This window comes from Plantibacter sp. Leaf1 (genome assembly GCF_001421315.1).
Classification (GTDB): Bacteria; Actinomycetota; Actinomycetes; order Actinomycetales; family Microbacteriaceae; genus Plantibacter.
In genome coordinates, this window is sequence record NZ_LMJX01000002.1 from 1,446,198 (window position 1) to 1,469,814 (window position 23,617).

The 23,617-nt window shown below is 70.4% G+C and carries 17 protein-coding genes; 9 read left to right on the forward strand and 8 right to left on the reverse strand.

Annotated features, from left to right (window positions below; genetic code table 11):
* Window position 1 precedes the first annotated feature (1 nt).
* On the forward strand, window positions 2-1,093 hold the full coding sequence (locus ASE44_RS08990) for an Rv2578c family radical SAM protein (protein ID WP_056008626.1): 1,092 nt from the start codon (window positions 2-4) through the stop codon (window positions 1,091-1,093).
* 68 nt (window positions 1,094-1,161) lie between these two features.
* Here ASE44_RS08990 and ASE44_RS08995 read toward each other — a convergent pair whose 3' ends face one another.
* Complete coding sequence (locus tag ASE44_RS08995; RefSeq protein ID WP_056008629.1) at window positions 1,162-1,581, reverse strand: GNAT family acetyltransferase; 420 nt, start codon at window positions 1,579-1,581, stop codon at window positions 1,162-1,164.
* A 98-nt stretch (window positions 1,582-1,679) separates the two neighbouring features.
* Between ASE44_RS08995 and ASE44_RS09000 the strand changes: the two genes are divergently transcribed.
* Window positions 1,680-3,197, forward strand: coding sequence for a carboxylesterase/lipase family protein (locus tag ASE44_RS09000; RefSeq protein ID WP_082455920.1), 1,518 nt, complete (start codon window positions 1,680-1,682; stop codon window positions 3,195-3,197).
* A gap of 95 nt (window positions 3,198-3,292) precedes the next feature.
* Here ASE44_RS09000 and ASE44_RS09005 read toward each other — a convergent pair whose 3' ends face one another.
* Window positions 3,293-5,752 (reverse strand): DEAD/DEAH box helicase, encoded by a 2,460-nt coding sequence (locus ASE44_RS09005; RefSeq protein WP_056779075.1) that lies wholly within the window; start codon window positions 5,750-5,752, stop codon window positions 3,293-3,295.
* A gap of 284 nt (window positions 5,753-6,036) precedes the next feature.
* Between ASE44_RS09005 and ASE44_RS09010 the strand changes: the two genes are divergently transcribed.
* Window positions 6,037-7,830: a glycoside hydrolase family 15 protein gene (locus ASE44_RS09010; RefSeq protein WP_255353630.1), complete on the forward strand. Its 1,794-nt coding sequence runs from the start codon at window positions 6,037-6,039 to the stop codon at window positions 7,828-7,830.
* Window positions 7,831-7,845: 15 nt separating this feature from the next.
* Here the strand turns inward: ASE44_RS09010 and ASE44_RS09015 are convergent, their stop codons facing one another.
* Window positions 7,846-8,331, reverse strand: coding sequence for an NUDIX domain-containing protein (locus ASE44_RS09015; protein ID WP_056008642.1), 486 nt, complete (start codon window positions 8,329-8,331; stop codon window positions 7,846-7,848).
* 64 nt (window positions 8,332-8,395) lie between these two features.
* On the opposite strand from ASE44_RS09015, the gene ASE44_RS09020 reads away from it, so the two are divergent.
* On the forward strand, window positions 8,396-9,010 hold the full coding sequence (locus ASE44_RS09020) for a hypothetical protein (RefSeq protein ID WP_056779082.1): 615 nt from the start codon (window positions 8,396-8,398) through the stop codon (window positions 9,008-9,010).
* Between the two features lie 30 nt (window positions 9,011-9,040).
* Here ASE44_RS09020 and ASE44_RS09025 read toward each other — a convergent pair whose 3' ends face one another.
* Window positions 9,041-10,003 carry an AraC family transcriptional regulator gene (locus ASE44_RS09025; protein ID WP_162235744.1) on the reverse strand — a complete coding sequence of 321 codons (963 nt, stop codon included), beginning with the start codon at window positions 10,001-10,003 and terminating at the stop codon, window positions 9,041-9,043.
* 99 nt (window positions 10,004-10,102) lie between these two features.
* On the opposite strand from ASE44_RS09025, the gene ASE44_RS09030 reads away from it, so the two are divergent.
* On the forward strand, window positions 10,103-10,585 hold the full coding sequence (locus ASE44_RS09030) for a hypothetical protein (RefSeq protein WP_056779089.1): 483 nt from the start codon (window positions 10,103-10,105) through the stop codon (window positions 10,583-10,585).
* A gap of 42 nt (window positions 10,586-10,627) precedes the next feature.
* On the opposite strand, the gene ASE44_RS09035 is transcribed toward ASE44_RS09030, so the two are convergent.
* Window positions 10,628-11,380, reverse strand: coding sequence for an IclR family transcriptional regulator (locus ASE44_RS09035; RefSeq protein ID WP_056779094.1), 753 nt, complete (start codon window positions 11,378-11,380; stop codon window positions 10,628-10,630).
* Window positions 11,381-11,513: 133 nt separating this feature from the next.
* Between ASE44_RS09035 and hutH the strand changes: the two genes are divergently transcribed.
* Window positions 11,514-13,127, forward strand: coding sequence for a histidine ammonia-lyase (gene hutH / locus ASE44_RS09040; protein ID WP_235522575.1), 1,614 nt, complete (start codon window positions 11,514-11,516; stop codon window positions 13,125-13,127).
* Between the two features lie 40 nt (window positions 13,128-13,167).
* On the opposite strand, the gene ASE44_RS09045 is transcribed toward hutH, so the two are convergent.
* Together ASE44_RS09045 and ASE44_RS09050 are read right to left on the reverse strand one after the other, a co-directional pair.
* The gene (locus ASE44_RS09045) at window positions 13,168-17,223 is read right to left on the reverse strand and encodes an efflux RND transporter permease subunit (RefSeq protein ID WP_157579836.1); all 4,056 of its coding nucleotides are present in this window, start codon (window positions 17,221-17,223) and stop codon (window positions 13,168-13,170) included.
* 141 nt (window positions 17,224-17,364) lie between these two features.
* Window positions 17,365-18,807, reverse strand: a complete 1,443-nt coding sequence (locus tag ASE44_RS09050) for a PLP-dependent aminotransferase family protein (RefSeq protein ID WP_056779096.1) — start codon at window positions 18,805-18,807, stop codon at window positions 17,365-17,367.
* Window positions 18,808-18,870: 63 nt separating this feature from the next.
* On the opposite strand from ASE44_RS09050, the gene ASE44_RS09055 reads away from it, so the two are divergent.
* Entirely contained in the window at window positions 18,871-19,530 is a 660-nt protein-coding gene (locus ASE44_RS09055; protein WP_056008660.1) for a YitT family protein, read from the forward strand.
* A gap of 118 nt (window positions 19,531-19,648) precedes the next feature.
* Here ASE44_RS09055 and ASE44_RS09060 read toward each other — a convergent pair whose 3' ends face one another.
* Window positions 19,649-20,971, reverse strand: a complete 1,323-nt coding sequence (locus ASE44_RS09060; protein ID WP_056008663.1) for a cation:dicarboxylate symporter family transporter — start codon at window positions 20,969-20,971, stop codon at window positions 19,649-19,651.
* 217 nt (window positions 20,972-21,188) lie between these two features.
* Between ASE44_RS09060 and ASE44_RS09065 the strand changes: the two genes are divergently transcribed.
* Together ASE44_RS09065 and ASE44_RS09070 are read left to right on the forward strand one after the other, a co-directional pair.
* Window positions 21,189-22,832 (forward strand): sensor histidine kinase, encoded by a 1,644-nt coding sequence (locus tag ASE44_RS09065; RefSeq protein WP_235522576.1) that lies wholly within the window; start codon window positions 21,189-21,191, stop codon window positions 22,830-22,832.
* Window positions 22,829-23,536: a response regulator gene (locus tag ASE44_RS09070; RefSeq protein ID WP_056779099.1), complete on the forward strand. Its 708-nt coding sequence runs from the start codon at window positions 22,829-22,831 to the stop codon at window positions 23,534-23,536. Before ASE44_RS09065 ends, ASE44_RS09070 begins: the two co-directional genes overlap by 4 nt.
* Window positions 23,537-23,617: the final 81 nt, after the last annotated feature.

Consider the following 23,617-nt stretch of genomic DNA (forward strand, 5'->3'; position numbering starts at 1 on the left):
CATGCGGTGGAGCGGACAGGAACTCGGAGTCGAAGCGACGTCGGCGCTACCCGGCCTCGCCAAGTTGAACAACCTCGTGCGCAGCGTCCAGACGCCGGAGTTCGCCGGGATCACCTTCCACGAGGTGCTCGCGAAGTCGGCCCTGAACCGGGTTCCCGGACAGTCGGTGATGCCGTTCGGGTGGACGATCAACCCCTACCGGGGATGCTCGCATGCCTGCGTGTACTGCTTCGCCCGGCCGAGCCATGGCTATCTGGATCTCGATGCGGGGAAGGACTTCGACTCGCAGCTCATCGTGAAGGTGAACGTCGCCGAGGTGCTCCAGAAGGAGCTCGCGAAGGCGAGTTGGGGGCGACACCCGGTGGCGCTCGGGACGAACACCGACCCGTATCAGCGAGCGGAGGGGAAGTACCGGCTCATGCCGGGGATCATCAACGCCCTGGCCGACTCGGGGACGCCGTTCTCCATCCTCACGAAGGGCACGCTGCTCCGGCGCGACCTGCCGCTGCTCGCCGAGGTCGCCCAGCGCGTGCCCGTCGACCTCGCCATGTCGATCGCCATCTTCGACGACGAGCTGCAGCAGTCGATCGAACCCGGCACCCCGACGGCGGCGGCCCGACTCGCGACCGTCCGCGCAGCGAGCGATCTCGGGTTCGACGTCGGGGTGTTCATGATGCCGATCCTCCCGTACCTCACGGACACCGTCGAGCACCTCGACCTCGCCCTGTCGCGCATCCGTGAGGCCGGCGCGAGCACGGTCCTCTTCTCGACGCTGTACCTGAAGGCCGGCGTCAAGCCGTGGTTCATGCAGTGGCTGTCGAAGGAGCACCCGGAGCTCGTCGACCGGTACACCTCGATGTACGCCGACGGCGTCTACGCCCCGAAGGAGTACCGGAAGTGGCTCGCGGCCCGCATCCGGCCGATGATCCGCGACCACGGGCTCGAGCGAGGAACCGAGGACCCGGCCACCGGGGGTGTCCGCTCGTCGGCGCTCGGCATGCTGCGCGACGGGTACGGGGAGCGGGCCGAACTGCGCAAGCGCGCACCGGAGTTCGTCACCACCGGCCTCCAGGTCCAACCGACCCTGTTCTGAGCCGTTCATTCGCCCATGTTCGGGCGAGCGAACGCCCATTCGCCCGAACATGGGCGAACGAACCGACGTCAGACGTCGGGGATGAGTCGCTTGCTGAGGAGGGCGACCTCGTCGGTGCCGTACCCGAGCGCCTCATAGAACCCGATCACCCGGTCGTTGCCCGTGCGGACCATGAGGTTGATCTTCGGGCACCCGAGCTCGATGAGCAGACGCTCGGCCTCCTCCATGAGGACGCGTCCGAGGCCGCCGCCCTGCTGCTCCGGCGAGACCGCGAGGTAGTGCACCCACCCGCGGTGGCCGTCGTACCCGACCATCGCCGTCCCGATCACGGCGCCGGCCTCCTCAGCGACGAGGAACAGCTCGGGCTGCGTCGTCAGCTTGCGCTCGATGTCCGCCGCGGGGTCGTTCCAGGGTCGGGTGAGGCCGACCTCGTGCCAGAGGGCGATGACGGCGTCGGTGTCGGATCGGGTGAACGGACGGATCTGCATCGATCCAGTCTCGCGCACCGCCTCTCGCCCGATGCACAGGCACGCCTGCGAGCGCCGTCGATACAGTTGGTCACCCGAGCATCGACGAACGGACCCGAATGAGCATCGAGCCTGCGCTGGAACCGACCGGCGACGAGACCCTGCCGACGAACGGATCGACACCCGTCACCGTGCACACGGGGAGCGGCCCCGTCACCGGACGCACCAAGGCCGGAATCTCCCGGTTCCTCGGCATCCCGTACGCGGCGGCTCCGTTCGGCGACGAACGGTTCCGACTCCCCCAGCCCGTCGAACCGTGGGACGAGCCACGCGACGCGACCCGCCCGGGAGCCACCGCGCCACAGGCCCCGTATTCCGGCGCGGTCGGCGAACTCTTCGCCACCGTCTCGGTGCCCGGCAACGAGATCCTGAACGTCAACGTGTGGGCACCCGCCGGGGCTGCGAACGGGGCGCTCCCGGTGATGGTGTGGATCCACGGCGGCTCGTTCGTCCACGGCTCGAACGCGCTCGACTCGTACGACGGCACCGCGTTCGCCCGTGACGGGGTCGTCTTCGTGTCCGTCAACTACCGTCTCGGTTCGGAGGGGTTCTCGGTGCTCGACGACGTCCCGCTGAACCTCGGCATCGCGGACCAGCTGGCCGCCCTGACGTGGGTGCAGGACGAGATCGCCCACTTCGGCGGCGACCCCGACCAGGTGACGGTGTTCGGCGAGTCGGCGGGCGGCGCATCGGTCGCGACGCTCCTCGCCCACCCGGACGCCGCCGCGGTCATGCGACGGGCGATCGTCCAGAGCGGTCCGCTCGAGGCGCAGACGCGTGAGCGCGCCGGCCGCATCACCAAGCTCATGGCGAAGGACCTGGGGGTACCGGCCACCCGCGCCGGCTTCCGGCGCATTCCACCCGAGGGGCTCGTGGCCGCCCAGGAACGGGTCATGGCTGGCGGCAACCCGCTGAACGGCGGCGCGGGGTTCGCCGTCGCGACGGACACCGCGCTCGTCCCGAGCAGCCCGATCGACGCCCTGCTCGCCGGGCAGGCGGCGGGGATCCCCGTCCTGATCGGCAGCACCACCGAGGAGTACCGGTTGTGGCTCGTGCCGGCCGGGCTCCTCCCCACGATCAAGCGCGTCCACCTGCTGGCGGCGCGCTTGAAGCTCGGCATCTCCGCAGCGACGGTCCGCACGTTCCGCCGGAACCGCCCGAAGGCGTCCACCGGCGAGATCCTCGGTGCGATCGCGACCGACGTCCTACTGCGCGTCCCGGTGAACCGGGTGGCCGACGCCCGAGCCGCTGCCGGGGCGGACACCTGGGTGTACGAGTTCGCCTGGCGGAGCCCCGTCGGCGAAGCGGGCAACGGGGCACTCGGAGCCGCGCACGCGATGGAGATCGGCTTCGTGTTCGACCGGATCGACTCCGCGGAGTCGATCCGGATGGCCGGTCGCGACGCACCGCAGTCCCTCGCGACCGCGATGCACGACGCCTGGGTCGCCTTCGCAACGACCGGCGATCCCGGCTGGCAGCGGTGGGACTCCACCCGCCCGGTCCGGACCTTCGACGGGGTCGACGACGCCGTCGTCCTCGCGCCGCGCGACGACGAGCGCGCGGCCCTCACGCGGTAGCGGTCCGCTCCCGGCGGTCGGAACCGCAGACCCACCGGACACGCAGAACGCCCGCCGAGCGTGAGCTCGACGGGCGTTCTGTTGCAAGTGAAGGACTACGCGGTGGCGATGTCCTCGACGAGCTGGTCACCGGGGGCTGCATCGTCGAACGCGGCCTCGATCTCGGCACGGTCGAGCATCTCCGTCATCCGTCGGCGACGGGCCTTCGGGATGATCGTCACGACACGACCGATCTTGCCGGCACGACCGGTGCGACCCGCGCGGTGCAGGTACGTCTTGTACTCGTCCGGGGCGTCGGCCTGGACGACGAGCGTGATGTCGTCGACGTGGATGCCGCGGGCAGCGACGTCGGTCGCCACGAGCACGTTGACCCGACCGGAGGTGAGCTTCTCCAGGTTGCGCGTGCGGCGCGCCTGGTTGAGGTCACCGTGGAGCGAGACGGCGGGGATGCCCGCCATACCCAGCTGCTCCGCGAGCCGCTCGGCGTACGCACGGGTGCGAGCGAACACGAGGGTCTTCTCGGTGCGGTTCACGAGCTCCTCGATGAGGCGGTCCTTGCCCTTGTGCTCCACCACGAGGACCCGGTGGTCGATGGTCGAGGACGCCTGGTCCTCGCCTGCGACCTCGTGCACGGACGGGTTCGGGAGGAACTCGTTGACGAGGGCTGCGACGCCCTTGTCGAGGGTGGCGGAGAAGAGCAGCTTCTGGCCGTCGGGCGAGGTGCGACGCAGGATGCGCTGCACCGGCTCGAGGAACCCGAGGTCGCACATGTGGTCGGCCTCGTCGAGGACGGTCACGGTGACCTGCGAGAGGTCGAGGCGACCCTGCTCGATGAGGTCCTCGATGCGGCCGGGGGTGCCGACGATGATGTCGACGCCACGCTGCAGTGCGCCGACCTGGCGGCCCTGCGGGACACCACCGTAGATCTGCGTGGTGAAGAGGCCGACGGCGCGCGCGATGGGCTGCACGGTGCGGTCGATCTGGAGCGCGAGCTCACGGGTCGGGGCGAGGATCAGCGCGCGGGGCTTGCGACCCGGCTTGCGGTTCTTGCCGCCGCCGTTCTCCATGAGCTTCTCGACGAGCGGAGCGCCGAACGCGATGGTCTTGCCGGAGCCGGTGCGGCCACGGCCGAGCACGTCGCGACCCGCGATGACGTCCGGGATGGTCGCCGCCTGGATCGGGAACGGGCTGGCGGCGCCGAGCTCGGCGAGCGCACGGACGATGTTGCCGCCGAGGCCGAGGCTCTCGAAGGTCACACCCTCGACGTCGGCAGCCTGGATGGCGTCGGCCTCGAGGCGCTCGAGCACCACGTCGTCCTGGGGCGTGTACGACCCGGCGTCGCGCTTCGGGTAGTAGTCGCTGCCGCGGCCCGCGTCGGAGGTGCCGCGGTCGTCGAAGCTGCGCTTCGGACGGTCGTCGAACGAACGCTTGGGGCGGTCGTCGGAGGAACGGGCCGGACGCTCTTCGAAGCTGCGCTTCGGACGGTCGTCGTACGAACGTGCCGGACGCTCTTCGAAGCTGCGCTTCGGACGGTCGTCGTACGAACGTGCGGGGCGGTCGGTGCGGCTCGCCTGACGGGGGTCTCCCTGGCGTGCGGGGCGGTCGCCGTAGGACGGACGCTCCGTGCGCTCGCCACGGTTGTACGACGGACGCTCGTTGCGGTCACCGGAGGACGGACGCTCGGTGCGCTCACCACGGTTGTACGACGGACGCTCGTTGCGGTCACCGTACGACGGACGCTCGGTGCGCTCACCACGGTTGTACGAGGGGCGCTCGTTCCGGTCACCGTACGACGGGCGCTCGGTGCGCTCGCCACGGTTGTAGGACGGGCGCTCGTTCCGGTCGCCGCCACGGTTGTACGCCGGGCGCTCGTTCCGGTCACCGTACGACGGACGCTCGGTCCGCTCACCGCGGTTGTAGGCGGGGCGCTCGTTCCGGTCGCCGCCACGGTTGTACGCGGGACGCTCATTGCGGTCGCCACCGCGGTTGTACGCAGGACGCTCATTGCGGTCACCGTAGGACGGACGCTCGGTCCGCTCGCCACGGTTGTACGCGGGACGCTCGTTGCGGTCACCGTACGACGGACGCTCGGTCCGCTCGCCACGGTTGTAGGACGGACGCTCATTGCGGTCACCGTAGGACGGACGCTCGGTCCGCTCACCACGGTTGTACGCAGGACGCTCGTTGCGGTCGCCACCACGGTTGTACGCAGGACGCTCGTTCCGGTCGCCGCCACGGTTGTACGCAGGACGCTCGTTGCGGTCGCCACCGCGGTTGTAGGCGGGACGCTCGTTGCGGTCGCCGCCGCGGGGTGCACGGTCGCCGCGCTCCTCCGACTCGAAGCGGGCGGCGCGCTCGGCGCGCTCGTCGGCGTTCCAGCGGGACTTCTGCGGTGCTCCGCCGGCGTCGGGACGGTAGCCGCGGTGGCCTTCGCTCTTGCTGCCGGACTTCGCGCCGGGACGCGAGCCGAAGGGCCGCTTGTTCTCGCCGTACTTGGACTTGGGATCGAAGTTCTTGGCCGGGCGTTTGCCGGCGGGGGTGTTGTTCTTGGGCATGGAGAAATTGCTTTCCGGGTTATTACTCGTTCGCATGAACGACCTGCATGACTCACACAGCGCCATCCGAGACCTCGGCTGCGCTGCGGCATGCTCATACCCGGGCGATCAATGGCCGGGACCGTTCACATCGTGTGTGTGTTCGCGGAGTTCTCTCCGACGAAACCGGCCCACCAGACTGACATAACCCTCCGCGGTACAAACGCGGTGTCTAGAGCCGACTTCGCTACATTACCTGATCGACCCTGAGAAGTCACGGGGCATCGCTCCCAAGCGCTCCCGGCCTGGCGTGGCAGCATGGGGACATGCCCAGCCCCATCGAGGACTACGCCCTCATCGGTGATTGCCACACCGCAGCACTCGTCTCGACGGAGGGCAGCATCGACTGGCTCTGCCTCCCCCGCTTCGACTCCGCGTCCATGTTCGGAGCCCTGCTCGGCACCGAGGACCACGGCCGGTGGAGTGTCCGCCCGGCCGACGCGGACGCCCGGGCGAGCCGTCGATACCTCGACGACACCTTCGTCCTCGAGACCACCTGGACGACGGGCGACGGCGAGATCCGCGTCACGGACGTCATGCCGCACGGGGACCGCCGAGCCGATGTCATCCGCCGGATCGAGGGCGTCCGAGGCACCGTCACCGTGGACGTCGACGTCCGCATCCGCTTCGGGTACGCCGACGCGGTGCCGTGGGTGCGCCAACTGCCCGACCGATCCGGCATCGTCGCCGTGGCGGGTCCCGACGCCGTCGTCCTCCGCGGGGTGCGCCTGACCGCCTCCGACCACGCCCACTCGGCGTCCATCGAGGTGTCCGCCGGTGACACCGTCGACCTGACACTCACCTGGTACCCCTCGCACCGCGACGTGCCGGAGCCCGTCGACGTCGGCCGTCGGATCGACCACACGGCCGACTGGTGGCGGGACTGGGCCGCCCGCTGCGACCCGGCCGCGGAGTACGAGGAGGCGGTGGTCCGCTCGCTGCTGGTGCTCCGGGCCCTCACGCACGAGGACACCGGCGGCATCGTCGCCGCCGCGACCACGAGCCTGCCGGAGTCGTTCGGCGGGGTCCGCAACTGGGACTACCGCTACGTCTGGCTGCGCGACGCGTCCCTGACCCTCGAAGCCCTGATGCAGCACGGGTTCACCGAGGAGGCGCACGACTGGCGGGGGTGGCTGCTGCGCGCGATCGCCGGCGACCCGAACGACCTGCAGATCATGTACGGACTCGCGGGCGAACGCCATCTCGTCGAGGAGGAGCTCGACAGCCTGCCCGGGTACCTCGGCGCCGCGCCCGTGCGCGTCGGCAACGGCGCCTACACGCAGTACCAGGGCGACGTGTTCGGTTCGGTCATGATCGCCCTCGACGAGGCACGCTCGGTGGGGCTCGCCGAGGACGACTTCTCCTGGAGCCTGCAGCGCGCGCTCCTCGGCGTGCTGGAGGAGCACTGGAACCGCCCGGACCGCGGGATCTGGGAGGTCCGCGGCGAGGAGCAGCACTTCACCCACTCCCGGGCGATGATCTGGGCGGCGCTCGACCGCGGCGTCCGGGCGGTCCGGGAACACGGCCTCGACGGTCCCGTCGAGCGCTGGGAGGCCCTCCGCGAGACCCTGCGGGAGACCATCGAACGCGAGAACGTCGACCACGCCCGCGGATGCTACGTGCAGCACGCCGGGACGACGGAGGTCGACGCGTCGCTCCTCGTCCTCGCGCAGATCGGCTACGTCGCGCCGGACGACCCACGCATGCTCACGACGGTCGCGGCCATCGAGGAGGACCTCCTGCAGGACGGCCTGCTCCTCCGCTACCGGACCACCAGCGGCGTCGACGGGCTCCCGGGCGAGGAGCACCCGTTCCTGGCGTGCTCGTTCTGGCTCGTCCAGCAGTACGCGTCGTCCGGACGGCTCGACGACGCGCGGACGCTGATGGACCGCCTGCTGTCGTTCCGCAACGACCTGGGCCTCCTGTCCGAGGAGTACGACGTGCAGGAGGGCCGGCAGGTCGGCAACACCCCGCAGGCGCTGTCACACCTCGGGCTCGTCCGCGCAGCCGACGCGATCGCCGCCGCCGCCGCGCACTGAACGACCGACGGCGGCTCAGCGGACGAAGTGGGCCTCGGGGGTGTCGGAGGCCGCGAGGGCGATCCGGGTGCGGAAGTTCTGCGAGACCTCGGCCGGCAGCGCATCGAGCGGGAACCACCGCGCCTCGGAGTTCTCGCCGTCCGCCGGGTAGGGCTCACCCGACTCGTACCGGCAGCGGAACACGAGGTCGATGTACTGGGTGATGTCACCGTTCTCGTAGACGTTCTGCGGGAGCACCTGCACCTGCGACAGCCGCTCGGCGACGGCGACCACGGCAGCCTCCTCGAGCACCTCGCGTTCGGCCGCGACCGCAGGCTCCTCCCCCGGGTCGATGATCCCGGTGACGGGCGTCCAGGCACCGTTGTCGGCCCGTCGGACGAGCAGCACCTCTGCCTCAGGCGTCCCGAGGCCGCGGAGGACGACCGCGGTCACCCCCGTCAACCAGAGCGGCGCGTGACCGATCCGCTCGCGGAGGGCCAGTACGAAGTCAGGAGTCGCCATGCCTCGACTCTACGGCGCGGGGCCGGGACACGAGATCGAAACACGAGTGCGGTCTACTGGAGGGATGGAACACGATCCCATCACCGTCTCGATCGAGCGACGCGTCAACCCGGCGTCGATCTCCGAGGCCACCATATGGGTGCAGGCGGGCATCAACCTCGCCAACCGCTATCCCGGCTTCCTCGGCTCCGGCTGGGTGCGCGCGGGCGCCGAGAGCGACGTCTGGTACATGCTCTACCGCTTCGCCGACGAACAGACCCTCACCGACTGGGAGGAGTCGAAGGAGCGCGCCTGGTGGTTGTCGAGCGGGCGGGAGTTCATGGAGCAGTCGCGGGTGGAGCGACGCAGCGGGATCGAGGGGTGGTTCGACGCGCCGGAGGGCATCCTTCGCGTCGACGAGGCGGAACGCTCGAACGATCCCGACCCCGTGCCGCCCGCGCCCCCGCGGTGGAAGCAGGCGGTGAGCATCTGGTTGGGGTTCTTCCCCCTGAACCTTGTCTTCACGCTCCTGGTGACGAGCCTGGTGCCCGGGTGGGAACCGCTCGGCGTCTTCCTGCACGTCCTCATCTCGACGCTCATCCTGACGCCGATCATGACCTACTGGCTCCTGCCGCTCGTCACGAGGATGCTCCGTCCCTGGCTGACGGCGCCGCGTCGGGTTCGGCGTCCGGCGAGCTGACCGCCGGCGTCACGGACGGACCGGCGTCGCTCAGGAGCCGCCTGTCGTCGCCTGCTCCCGCACCTGGGTCGGGCTGAACCCGGTGTGCGCCACGACGGCCCGGCGGAGGTGCGCTTGCGAGTGGTATCCGCAGCGGGCTGCGACCTCCGCGATCGACAGCGTCCGGTGGTCGGGATCGGAGAGGAGCGCGAGGGCGAGCTGGAGTCGGCGTTCGGCGATCTCACCCGCCGCGCTCGTCCCTGAACCCTCGAACACCCGCTGCAAGGACCGGGTCGACATGTTGAAGCGGCGGGCGAGCGTCTCCGGCCGCAGCTCCCGTTCGGCGAACGACAGCGCGATGTGCTCGATGATCCGCAACCGGATCGGGACGCGTCCGGCGTCGCCGTCCGCCTGGAAGAGGTCGTTCTCGGCGTACAACGTGGCGAGCATCGTGTCGATCACGCGACACAGGCGCACCTGCGCGGCACCACCGATCGGTTCGAAGCTCGAGACGACCTCCTCGAGGAAGGCCGCGCTCGCGCGCAGCAGCGGCGACGGGGCGAGCGCCCCGAACGGCGTCGGCGTGATGCCCAGGCGACGCAGCGCGCGCAGGGGGACGAAGACGTACAGGTAGGTGGCCTGCTCATCGACGGTCGTGCGGTAGACCTCTTCCGACACGGCGAGCGCGCCACCACCGGGATGCAGGTCGAGTTGTTGCCGTCCGTGGATCAGACTCACTGAACCGTCGGTGAGGAGGATGATCATCGCGACCGGCTCCTCCGCTCCGGCGGCGTCGACGACGTCGAAGGTGCCGGGGCCGACGAGGTTCCGATGGACGACATAGTCGCCGAGCGCCACGGCGTCGATGGTCATGGAGAAGCGGTCCGGGTCGACGTCGACGAAGCGCATGGCACCGGACGCCTCCTGCATGCCCGGCGCCCCCGAGAGCCGGGTGGTCGTGACGCGTCCGCGCGCAGGACATCGCGCCGGCTGGCGGTCATCGTGCTCGGGCATCATCGGACCCTTCGGACAGGACAACCACCCTCGCAGAGCGAACCCTCCGAATCGAGGGGTTGCGGGTTCCGTCGGACCGTGGTCGGCGATACTGGACGGATGATCTCCGCTGAACTCGCCAGAGCGCTCCGCACCGCCGGTCTCCGCTGGACGCCCGAACCCGGCGACCGCTTCACCATCGACGGTGGCGAGCTCGCCGGTGACGTCTTCACCGTGAGCGAGATGACCGTCGAGGTGCACGAGCACCCGGGTGGGCGCAGCTTCGGCTTCAACGGCACGACCGAGTGGGCGCTCGACTCGGTCGACCAGGAGGAGACGCTCTGGCTGCCCTCGGAGCACCAGTTGCGTGCCCTGCTGCGCGGCTCGTTCCGTTCGCTCGAACGGGCGGTGACCGCGCCGAACCCCGCCGATGAGGAGCAGACGCTCGACGAGGAGCTCGACGTCCTGCTGTCCCTCGGCGACGCCGAGGCGTACACGGTCGTCGTCGAGCTCGGCGGCGAAGTGCGCCGGTTCAGTGCGGCGACCGCTCCCGACGCCTACGCGACCGCGTTGCTGGAACTCATCCTGCGCTCCGTCGACTGAGCCACGACCCGGCAGCCTGCTCCCGGGCGCCGATCCGGGCGCTCAGCGACCGCGGATGCGACGGGAGAGCTCGGTGGCCGCAGGCCCGATCTCCCTCGCCAACCACGCCGGATCCGGCCCGTCGTCGGCGTCGTAGGTGACCGCGATCGCCGCAGCCGGCCACCCCGTGTGGTCACGGACGACGACGCCCACACTCGCGAGGCCCACCGTCACGCCTCCCTCCTCCCGCGCGTAGCCGTCCTCGGCCGTCCGAGCGAGGAGCTGACGCAGCTCCCGGTACCGTTTGGGCCCGTGGCCGGTGCGGTCGACGAACGCCGCCTCGTCGGGGAACAACGCACGCAGCTGGCCGGTCGGGAGCGCGGCGAGGATCGCGCACCCGCTCGCGGTCAGGTGGGCGGGCAACCGGACCCCCACGCCGGTGACGAGGTGCGGCCGCCGAGGAGCCCGTTCCTCGACGATGTACAGCACGTCACGACCGTGCAGCACCGCGAGGTGGGCGCTCTCGCCCAGGCGGTCGACCAGCTCCGCCAACAGCGGTCGGCCGAGCATGCTGAGCGGCTCCTGCCGGGCGTACCCACCGGAGAGTTCGAAGGCCGCGACCCCGAGTCCGTAGCGGCGCGCCTCCGGCAGGTGGACGACGAAGCCGTGCTGCTGCAGCACGCCGAGGAGGTGGTAGACCGTCGATCGAGGGAGGCCGAGTGACGTCGCGATCGCTGCGGCGGGGACTGGACCACGGGCGGCCGCGAGGTGGCTGAGCACGCGGAGGGTGGCGTCCGCTGCCGGTACCTGGCTCATCGCCCGCTCCTTCCGCTCCCGTCCGCGCGACCGGGTGCGGCTCCATGCCGTTCTGCGCGGAACGTCTGGCATCCCAGACACGGACGACTCTACGCGCCCCGCCCCACCAGGCCCACGGGTGTTGCATCGGAGGATGGACATGCACCCAGGCACGACGGAGACGCCCACTGGTTCGACGACACCGGGCGCGGCTCGACCGGAGGGGCACGACCGGCCCGTCCTCCTCGGCGCAGGGCCGTTGTCGATCGACGACGTCGTCGCGATCGCGCGGCACGGCGCCGTGATCGACCTCGACGAGGCGGCGCTCGAGGGCGTCGCGGCATCCCGTCGGATCGTCGAGGATTTGGCGTCCGATCCGGAGCCCCACTACGGGATCTCCACCGGCTTCGGCGCGCTCGCGACCACGTTCATCGACCCCGACCGGCGGGCGCAGTTGCAGGCCAGCCTCGTCCGCTCGCATGCGGCGGGCAGCGGCGAACCCGTCGAAGTGGAGGTCGTGCGCTCGCTGATGACGCTGCGGCTCTCGACGCTCATGACGGGTCGGACCGGCGTCCGTGTCGACACCGTCCGCGCGTACGCGGCGATCCTGAACGCCGGCATCACCCCGGTGGTGCGCGAGTACGGGTCGCTCGGGTGCTCCGGTGACCTCGCGCCCCTCGCGCACGCCGCCCTCGCGCTGATGGGCGAGGGTGACGTCGTCGACGCCACGGGGGCGCGCCGTCCGGCCGGGGAGGCCTTGGCCGCCGCGGGGCTCACGCCGATGCGGCTCGCCGAGAAGGAGGGGCTGGCGCTCATCAACGGCACCGACGGCATGCTCGGCATGCTGGCCTTGGCGGTGCACGACCTCCGGATGCTGTTGCAGACCGCCGATGTGGCCGCGGCGATGAGCGTCGAGGGCCTGCTCGGCACGGATGCGGTGTTCGCCGCCGACCTCCAGTCGCTGCGCCCGCAGGCGGGGCAGGCCGACAGTGCCGCGAACCTGCGCCGGATGCTCGACGGCTCCCCGATCGTGGCCAGCCACCGTGGCCCGGAGTGCACCCGGGTGCAGGACGCCTACTCGCTGCGCTGTGCCCCGCAGGTGCACGGTGCCGCGCGCGACACGGTCGCCCATGCGGAGCTGGTCGCCGGGCGTGAGCTCGCGAGCGCGGTCGACAACCCGGTGCTGACGGTGGACGGGCGGGTCGAGTCGAACGGGAACTTCCACGGCGCACCGGTCGCCTACGTGCTGGACTTCCTGGCGATCGTCGTGGCCGACGTCGCCTCCATGTCGGAGCGTCGCACGGACCGTTTCCTCGACCGTTCGCGCAGCAACGGGCTGCCGCCGTTCCTGGCGCACGAGGTCGGGGTGGACTCCGGTCTGATGATCGCGCAGTACACCGCGGCGGGCATCGTGAGCGAGCTGAAGCGCCTGGCGCATCCCGCGTCCGTGGACTCGATCCCGTCGTCCGCCATGCAGGAGGACCACGTGTCGATGGGGTGGGCTGCGGCGCGGAAGCTGCGGCGGGCGATCGACGGCTTGGGCCGGGTCCTCGCGATCGAGGTCATGACCGCCGCGCGGGGGCTCGAGTTGCGGGCGCCGCTCCGTCCTGGCACCGGCACCGGCGCTGTGGTCCGGCGGGTCCGGGCGGACGTCGCGGGTTCAGGACCCGACCGCTTCCTCTCACCTGAGATCGAAGACGTCGTCGCCCTGGTGCAGGCCGGCGCCGTCGTCGAGGCGGCGACGGGGGCGGTGGGCGCCCTGCGCTGAGCCGGGAGGGCTCAGCGCAGGGGGCTCACGCCGACCGGCTTCACGGCCACTGGGCGCGACGGCGCTTGGGCCGCTGCGGTCCGTCGGGCGAGGGCGCCTCGGGAGACGGGGCGTCCGTGGACGGCGTCTCAGACACCGGCTCATCTGCGGGTGGGGCATCCGTGGACGGTGTCTCAGACGCCTGCTCGTCGGAAGACGGGGTGTCTGTGGAGGCCGCCTCGGAGGACGGCTCGTCCGCGGCCGGAACTTCCGCGGACGGCGCTTCAGACGCCTGCTCCTCGGCGATCGGTGCAACCTCGGTCGTCGGCTGCTCCGCAGTGGTCGGCTCCGGATCCGTCAGCGGCTGCGTGTCCGTCGACGACTCGACGTCAGCGGCCTGATCCACCTGGGTGGTCGACTCCGCGTCCGCGATGGGCGCGGCGTCCGTCGGTGCTCCGTCGGCGACGTGTTCTCCGTGGTGGGCAGCCTCCGCCGCAGCCGTCTCGGCAGTGGCGTCCGGCAGGGTGATCGCTTCAGTCCGTGGGAGCTCGTCGCCGACCGCGACGTGTGCTCCATGCACCTCGTGGGCCGCGGGAGCCGTCGGCTCCCCTGGAGCCACGGCTGCGCCTTCGTCGATCGATCCGGCGCCCGTGCCCGGCTCGGTCGTTTCGACCGTCTCGGTCGCCTCGGTCGCCCCGGTCGTGTCGGTCGGCCCCGCCACCTCGGTCGTCGCAACCGTGTCGGTGGGCTCCGTCACCTCGGTCGGTTCCGTCGCATTGATCGGACCGGGCGTGACCGTCGAGGCGGTCGACTCGCTCGCTCCGGTCTCAGTCGTGGCCGGACGCTCTGCTGCGCCGACGCCGCCGACACCGGCGCCGACGAGCGCGGGCTCCTCGACCGGCGCCGTGGCCCGCGGGCCTTCGATCGCGGCCACGGAACGCGCCCGGGGCTTCTCCGCCGCTGCACGGCGGAGTTCGCGACGCTCGCGGAAGCCCTCGACGAGGTTGTAGAGCGACGGCAACACGACGAGGGTCAGCACCGTCGAGGAGACGAGACCACCGATGACGACGATCGCGAGCGGCTGGGAGATGAACCCGCCGTGTCCGGTGAGCCCCATGGCCATCGGCGTGAGGGCGAAGATCGTCGCGAGTGCCGTCATGAGGATCGGACGCAGTCTGCGGGCGGCACCGTGCTCGACCGCCTCGGCGACGGTCATGCCCCGGCGACGGTACTGGTTGACGAGGTCCACCAGCACGATCGCGTTGGTCACGACGATGCCGATGAGCATCAGCACGCCGATGATCGACGGGACGCCCAGCGGGATGCCGGTGATGATCTGGAGTCCGATCGCGCCCGTCGCGGCGAAGGGGACCGACACGAGCAGTTCGAGCGGCTGACGCAGCGAGCGGAACGTCGCCACCATGACGACGTACACGATCAGGATGGCGGCCAGGAGCGCCAGGCCGAGCTGGCCGAACGCGTCGCTCTGCGAGGCCGTGACACCGCCGAGGGTCGCCGAGGTGCCGGCGGGCAGCTTGACGTCGTCGATGGCGTTCTGGACTTCGGCGCTCGCCGTGCCCAGGTTGTCGCTCGCCGGCGTCGCGCTGATGGTCGCGGAACGCAGCCCCTTCACGGTCGAGATGCTCGACGGGCCGTCGACCTGGGAGACCGTGGCGAGGGCGTCGAGGCGGCGTGGGCCGGTGGCCGTGGGCACCTGCGTGGCGGCGAGGGCGTCGACGGTCGTCGGCGGGTCCTGCGCGTCGAGGTAGATGGTGAGGGTGGTGTCGTCGATGACGATGGAACCCACGGTCGTCGGCTGCATGAGCTGGGAGATGTAGGCGCCGAGGGCGACCTCGCTGTACCCGGCGGCGGCAGCGGCGTCGCGGTCGACCGCCACCTGGACGAAGGGTCGCGACTCACTCAGGTTGCTCGTGACCTGGTCGACGCCGTCGAGCCCGGTGACCGCGTCCTGGATCGCGTCGGCGGCCTCGGCCAGGTCGCTCTGCCGGGCGGAGGTGATGTCGATCTCGATGTCGCTCGAGCCACCGAAGCCCGCCGAGGCCGTCACCTCGATCTCACCGACGTCGTCGAGACCGGCGAGGTCCTTGCGGACCGTCTTCTGCAGCGCCGTCTGGTCGGCGTCCTCGGACGTCGTGATGGAGTAGGTGATGGCACCGCCGCCACCGCCCGAGAACGCGTCGCGCACCGAGCTGCCGCTCGACCCGATCGACAGCTGGACGGTGTCGATGCCGTCGATGTCGCGCAGCTTGGTCTCGACCTGCTCCGCCGCGGCGTCCTGAGCGTCGAGACTCGTGCCCACCGGCAGGGTCTGGGTGACGGTCAGCGTGTTCTGGCCCGAGTCTCCCAGGAAGTTCGTCTTCATGAAGGGGATGAGCGCGAAGGTGCCGATGAGGACCACCGCCGAGAGCACCAGTGTGGTGACCGAGTGCTTGAGCGTCCAGTGGATGATCGGCAGGTAGCCCTTCTGGAGCCGCGAGGGCTTCTCCAGGTCGTCCTCGTCCTGCACGCTGACGCGGCGCTCGCGTCGGCTCCGGACGGACCCGCTCGATGCCGCCGGCGCCTCCTCCACAGCCGCGGCCGCGGCAGCCCGCTTGGCCTTCGGGGCGCGGAGGAACCAGTACGCGAGCACCGGCACGATGGTCAGCGCGACGAGCAACGATGCGAGGAGGGCGATCGTCACGGTGAGGGCGAAGGGTCGGAACAGCTCGCCGGTCACGTCGCCGACGAACGCGATCGGGAGGAACACGGCCACGGTGGTGACGGTCGAGGCGGTGATCGCTCCGGCCACCTCCTGCACGGCGCTCAGGATCGACGCGACGCGCTGCGGCCCGGTGCGGTTGTCTCCGAAGGAGAGGTGCCGTTTGATGTTCTCGATCACGACGATGGAGTCGTCGACCACGCGTCCGATCGCGATCGTCAGTGCGCCGAGGGTCAGGATGTTGAGGGAGTACTCGGCGACCTGGAGCCCGATGAAGGTGATGAGCACCGAGGTCGGGATGGAGATCGCGGTCACGATCGTGGCGCGGACGTCGAGGAGGAAGACGAGGATGATCAGCACGGCGAAGACGAGACCGAGGAGGCCTTCCGTCGTCAGCGCTTCGATCGACTGCTCGATGTAGGGGGCCTGGTCGAACACGACGGTGAGTTTCGCGTCGGTGCCGATGGTCCGTTCGAGTTCGGGCAGGATGTCGCGAACGCCCTGCGAGACCTCGACCGTGTTCGCGGCGGGAAGCTTCGTGACGGCGATCGTCAGCGCCGGCTCGCCGTCGACGCGCGAGATCGAGGTGATCGGGTCGTCCGTCAGCGCGACGGTCGCGACGTCGCCGATGGTCAGGACGGAACCGTCGGCGGCGAAGGCGCCCGTGATGGGCAGCGCGGCGATGTCGTCGACGGAGGTGAGCTTCGTGCCCGTCTGCACGGAGAAGGTCTTGTCGTCTTCCGTGATGTCGCCGGCGGGCTGGAGGGAACCGTTCTGCTGCAGCGTGGTGCCGATGACCCGGCTCGTCTGCCCGGCGAGGGCCAGCTTCGCGTCGTCGGGGGTGATCGTCACCCGCTTGCCCACCTCGCCGACGATCGCGGCGTCGCGCACACCCTCGACGTCCTTGAGGTCGGGGACGACCGAGCTCGACAGCACCTCGGCCAGACCGTCCTGGTCGGCCGCGCCGGAGACGGCGATCTGGATCACCGGGAGGTCGTCGAGACTGCCGCTGACCACCTGCGGGTCGACCGTGTCGGGCAGGGTCGACTTGATGCGGTTGATCGCCTGGGTGATCTTCTGTTCGGCGGTGGCGAGATCCGTGCCGTAGGTGAAGGTCGCGGAGATGAGGCTGGTGTTCGTGCTCGAGGTCGCCGAGGTGGACTCGATGCCGGGCACCCCCTGGATCGCCGTCTCGATCGGCGTCGAGACGTCGTCGTTGACGACCTCGGGCGCCGCACCCGGGTAGCTCGTGATGATCGCGAGCTGCGGGAACTGGACCGAGGGGATCAGTTCCTGCTTGAGACCACCCACCGCGAGGACGCCGAACACGGCGGCCACGATGGTGACGAGCGCGATCAACGCGCGGTTCTTCATGCTGAGGACGGAGAGCAGATGCACGGAGCCGCTTTCGGTTGATGCGAGAGGTGCCGACTCTGCAAGTATGTCACCGCAGAACCCTCCGACCGCGGTCTCCCGCAGACGGTGGACACCGCGTGCATCCGCGTGTCCTGTGGAGCGATGTCGCCCCTCGAGGACGGGTCAGACCACGTCCTCGAGGTAGTCCAGCGCGGGGACGTGACCGAACATGGCCGAGTTCCACGTCTCGGTCAACAGCTCGACCGCCTGCTCGGTCTGCGCCCACGGATAACTGATCGGGATGCGCAGATAGCGCTCGAACGCACCGTCGATGCCGAACCGTGGTCCGGCGACGATCACGAGCCCGTGACCGCGAGCCGCGAGCGAGAGCTGGGAGGACGCCGCCTCACCGAGGTTCACCCAGGTGGCGATGCCGCCGTCGACGCGCGGCACCGTCCAGTCCGGCAGCCGTTCGGCCAGCAGGTCGACGAGACGATCGCGGGTCTCGCCGAGGGCCTGGCCCCGACGCGCGACGATGCCGTCCATCGCCGGCAGCAACTGCTGGACCGTCAGCTGGTCGAGGATCGGCGTGCCGAGGTCACCCAGGGACCGCGCCGAGACGAGCTTCCTGATCGTGCCCCGCTCGGCGCGGATCCACCCGATGCGGAGGCCGCCCCAGATCGTCTTGCCGACGGACCCGATCGTGACGATCGACGCCGGCGCACCCGGGAGCGCCGCGAACGGGGTGCCGTCGAGGCCCTCGTCCGTCGGCCGGTCGATGTCGAGTTCGGCCGTGGTCTCGTCGATGACGAGGACCGTCCCGTGGCGCTGGGCGGCCGCAGCGACGCGTCGGCGGGTCTCGAGCGGCATCGAGGCGCCGGTCGGGTTGTGGAAGTCGGGCATGAGGTAGGCCATGGCCGGACTGGTGCGCTCGAACCACTGCTCGAGCTCCCGGACGTCCCACCCGGTCTCCGACGAGACCGTGGCCGCGCCGAGCCGGGCTCCTGCCGCCCGGAGTGCCTCGTAGGCGTGCGGGTAGCTCGGCATCTCGACGAGGACGCGGTCGCCACGGCTGAGCAGGGTGCGGGCGATGAGGGCGATGGCGTGCTGCGCGCCGACGGTCACCATGATCTCGTCGGGGTCGGTGGGCAGACCGCGAGCCGTGTAGCGGTCGGCGATCGCCTGCCGGAGTTCGGGCATGCCGACGAGGTCGTAGTCGAAGTCGTGCATGTACCGCGGGAGTTCGGCGGCGGCCGTCCGGACCGCGTCGATGATCTCCGGGCACGGCGGCACGGCGGCCTTGCTGAAGTCGAGGAACCCGCCCTGCGGCACCGGGGCCAGCGAGACCGGGGCTGACGGCAGGAGGGTGACACTGCCCGAGCCGCGGATGCTGCGGAGATACCCCGCCTCGCGCAGTTCCCGATAGGCGGCGGTGACCGTGGTGCGACTCAAGCCGAGGCGCTCGGCCAACTCGCGCTCGGCGGGAAGCCGGGTGCCGACGGGGATGCGGCCGTCGAGGACGAGGAGGCGGATGCGATCCGCGAGACCGCGGTACGCCGGCGCGGCGTTCTTCCACTGTCCGAGCAGGGCGGCGAGCGAGCGTGCACTCAGGGTGATGGAGGCCATTGAACCACGATAGCCAGATTGGCCTCTAGCGCCAAAGCCAATCGTGGAATTGGATTGTCCACCATGACCCGTCGTGTGCTCCAACTCCTCATCGGCCTCTTCCTGTACGGCATCGCCATCGCCATGATCGTGCGCGGAGCCGTCGGCGTCGCCCCCTGGGACGTCCTCACCCAGGGCCTCAACCTGCGCACCGGCCTGACGTTCGGCCTCATCACCATCATCGTCGGCGGGGTCGTGCTCCTCGCCTGGATCCCGCTGAAGCAGCGCCCCGGTGTCGGCACCGTCCTCAACGTCCTGCTCGTCGGTCCCTCGGCGGACATCGGCCTCGCCGTCATCCCCGCCGACCTCGACCTCTGGGCGCGCATCCTCCTGTTCGCCGGCGGACTCCTGCTGCTCGGCGTCGCCTCCGGGCTCTACATCGGTGGCAACTTCGGCCCCGGTCCGCGCGACGGCCTCATGACCGGCATCCACCGGGTCACCGGCTGGCCCATCTGGGTCGGACGCACAGGCGTCGAGGTGGTGGTCCTCGGCATCGGCTGGCTCCTCGGCGGCAACGTCGGCATCGGAACCGTGCTGTTCGCCGTCCTCATCGGCCCGATCTGCGGCTACACGATCCCGCTGTTCCGGATCGCCCCGAGCACCGCGCGCCCGGCCGCCGGTGAGGCGGCGCTCGAGGGCGACACCCCGCCGTCGAAGCCGATCGTCGACTCCCCGGCGAACTAGCCCTTCGACAGGCTCAGGGACCGGAGGCGTATTCAGGGTCTGGGGCGGGCTCAGCGACAGGGACGCGGACAGGCTCAGGGACCGGAGGTCCGGTCCCTGAGCCTGTCGACGGGTTCGATCAGTGCTTCGCCACCGCCACCGCACCCGTGTGGTCGTCGACACTCATCGTCGCCTCGTCGAACCGCGACCGGCCGGCGAGGACCTCGACGACCTGCGCACGGTCGACCTCCTTCACCCAGGTGCCGATGATGATCGTGGCGACCGCGTTGCCGGTGAAGTTCGTGAGGGCGCGAGCCTCCGACATGAAGCGGTCGATCCCGACGATGAGGCCGACGCCGTCCACGAGGTCGGGACGGTTCGCCTGGAGGCCGCCGGCGAGGGTCGCGAGCCCGGCACCGGTGACGCCGGCCGCACCCTTCGACGCGATGATCATGAACGCGAGCAGCGAGATCTGCTCGCCGAGGTTCATCGGCACCCCCATCACGTCGGCGATGAAGATCGACGCCATCGTCAGGTAGATCGCCGTGCCGTCGAGGTTGAAGGAGTAGCCGGTCGGCACGGTGATGCCGACGACGGGCTTCGAGACGCCGAGGTGCTCCATCTTCGCGATGAGCCGTGGCAGGGCGGCCTCAGAAGAGGAGGTGCCGACGATGAGCAGGTACTCACGGCCGAGGTACTTCATGAGCGCGAAGATGTTGAACCCGGTGGCGAGCCGCAGGACACCACCGAGGACGACGACGATGAACACCGCACACGTGATGTAGAACGCGATCATGAGCGTCGCGAGCCCGACGAGTGCACTGGCGCCGGCGGACCCGGTCACGGCGGCGATCGCGCCGAAGGCCCCGATGGGCGCGATCCACATGATCATCGCGAGCACGCGGAACACGAGCGCCTGGATCAGCTTGATCCCGCGGAGGATCGGCTCACCCGTCGTGCCCATCTTCTGCAGGCCGAACCCGACGAGCAGGGCGACGAACAGCACCTGGAGGATGTTGCCGCCCGTCAGCGACGACACGAGTGTGGTGGGGATGATGCCGAGGATGAACTCGGTGGTGCTCTTCGCCTCCCCCTCCACCTGGTAACTCGTCTCAGCGAGGTTCAGGCCCGCACCCGGCTGGATGAGGTTGCCGACGACGAGGCCGATCGCGAGGGCGAAGGTCGACATGACGATGAAGTACAGCATCGCGAGACCGCCGACCTTGCCGACCGTAGCGGCCTTGGCGATGGAGCCGACGCCGATCACGATCGTGCAGAAGATGACCGGGGCGATCATCATCTTGATGAGGGCGACGAACGCGTCGCCGACGGGCTTCAACCCCTTCGCGAACTCCGGTGCGGTGAGGCCGACCACGATGCCGGCGAGCACCGCGAGGATCACCGCGAGGTAGAGGTAGTGGGTCTTGTCCAGCCGTTTGAGGGAGGAGAGCGTCATTGCCATTCCGGATCCGTTTCGTCGGTGTCGCGTCTCTGCGGCAGCGGGTGGTCGAGTTGCCCCACTCTGCGTCCGGTGGGCCGTCGCACCCCGGTTGTGGTCGTAGTGACCGCTTGTGGTCGTACTGGTCGCCGATGACGACCGCAGGCACGCCGACACCCCGCGATACTGGGAGGGTCGACGCGACGGAGCAGACGGAGGTGACACGATGGCCGGTCGGTCCATGAGCATCGCCTCACGACTCTTCCTCGTGCAGCTGGTCGCGGTCGTCGCCATGACCCTCGTCGCCGGCGTCCTGCTCTGGTTCCAGGCCCGCACCGAGACGGAGGAGCGCGCCGTCGCGAAGTGCCTCGACGTCGCGAACGGCATCGCCGACAACCCGTTCGTCGTCGCCCAGGTCACGACCCGGCGCCCCCAGGACACCCTGCAGCCCTACGCCGAGGCGCTCATGCGCGACACCGGGGTCGACTTCGTCACGATCATGGCTCCCGACCGCACGCGCTACACCCATCGGGAGCGCGAGCAGATCGGCAAGCCGTTCATCGGCACCATCGCCCCGGCGCTCGAGGGGCGCACCTTCACCGAGACGTACACGGGCACCCTCGGCCCCTCGGTGCGTGCGGTCGCACCCATCCGGGACGGTGACGGCACCGTCGTGGCGCTCGTCGCCGCCGGCGTCACCGTGAGGAACGTGTCCGAGACCTTCGAGACCCGGGTGCCGTGGCTGCTCGGCACGGCCCTGCTCGTGCTCGTCGTGGGCGGCATCGCCTCCTGGACCCTCCGCCGGTACCTGTCGCGGGTCACCGGTTCCCGTGGGCCGGAGGACCTGGCGCGCATGTTCGACTACTACGAGTCCGTGCTCCACTCCGTTCGCGAGGGACTCGTCCTCGTCGACCGGCAACGGCGCCTGGTGCTCGTCAACGACCAGGCCGCCGAGCTCCTCGGGCTCCCGCTCGGCGACCGTTCGCCCGGTGCGGTCCCGGTGGACGAGTTGCCGATCGACGCCGGCCTGCGCGAGCTCCTCGGCAGCGGACGACAGGCGGTCGACGAGATCCATCTCACGCAGGACCACGTGCTCGTGGTGAACCAGGAGTCGGCCGTCGGCCCGGACGACGCCGGCGGCCCGCACCCGAGGGGCTGGGTGATGACGCTGCGCGACCACACCGAGATCGAGCATCTGAGCGGCGAGCTGGCCTCGATGCGCACCATGAGCGACGCCCTGCGCTCGCAGACGCACGAGTTCGCGAACCGCCTGCACACGATCGTCTCGCTCATCGAACTGGATCGCCGCGACGAGGCGCTCGAACTCGCCGCCCAGGGTCTCGGCGCCAGCCAGCGCCTGACGGACCGGGTCCTCGCCGCCGAGCAGGAACCGGTGATCTCCGCCCTGCTCCTCGGGAAGACGGCGCAGGCCGCCGAGCAGGGGGTCGAGCTGCACCTGGAGAGCGACCCGGCGCTCGGACGGGTCCGTGTGGATCCGGCGGTCGTCGTCACGATCCTCGGGAACCTCATCGACAACGCCATCGACGCGGCGTCCGGCGAGCGGCCCTGGGTGGAGGTCTACCTCGGGCAGGGGCTGGCCGATCCGTCCGGCGCGGAGCAGACGTCCGGAACGGATGCGACGGAGCTGGTGATCCAGGTGACTGACAGCGGTCCCGGGCTCGATCCCGAGGCGCTCGACCTCGCCTTCGTGCGCGGGTGGTCGACGAAGGAGCCCGGCCGGTACGGTCGCGGGTTCGGACTGGCGCTCGTCCGCCAGGCCGTGACCCGGCTCGGTGGCACCATCGAGGTCGTGCAGGAACCGGCCTCGGCGTTCGTCGTGACGCTGCCGGCGGCCGTCGGCGTCCGGGACGAGGCGACGGCATGAGCGAGCCGATCCGTGTCCTGGTGGTCGAGGACGAACCCATCGCGCAGCAGGCCCACGCCGCCTACCTGCGTCGGGTGGACGGTTTCACTCTCGCCGGTGTCGCCGGGGATGCGGCCACCGCGATGCACCTGCTGCGGGCCGCGGACGCCCACCGTTCGCCTGACGACCGCATCGACCTCGTCCTCCTCGACCTCAACCTGCCCGACGCGCACGGTCTCGAACTGTGCCGGCGCATCCGGACCGCGGGGATCGACGTCGACGTCATCGCCATCACGGCGGCGCGCGACCTGCGGATCGTGCGGGCGGCGGTGTCGGCCGGGGTCGTCCAGTACCTCATCAAACCCTTCGCCTTCCCGGCGTTCGCCGACAAGCTCGAGGCGTACCGGACCTTCCGTCGCACGATGACCGCCGAGGGTGCCGTCGCGAGTCAGCACGAGGTCGACCTCACCCTCGCCACACTGCGAGCGCCGTCGTCGCGGCCGCAACTGGCGAAGGGACTGTCGGAGGACACCCTCCGGCTGGTGTCCGAGCTGCTGCGACAGGCGAACGATCCGTTGTCCGCCAGCGAGGCCGCCACCGCCGGATCGCTCTCGCGGGTGACGGCGCGACGCTACCTCGAGTACCTCGCTGAGACCGGTGCGGTGGAACGCTCACCGCGGTACGGCACCCCGGGGCGACCGGAGCTCGAGTACCGCTGGCGCTGACGCGGCGCGGCTCCTGCCTCCGCCGCTCGGTGGAGTCGATCTCGTCCGACCGCTCCACCAGCCGACGGATGTCGGATGAGG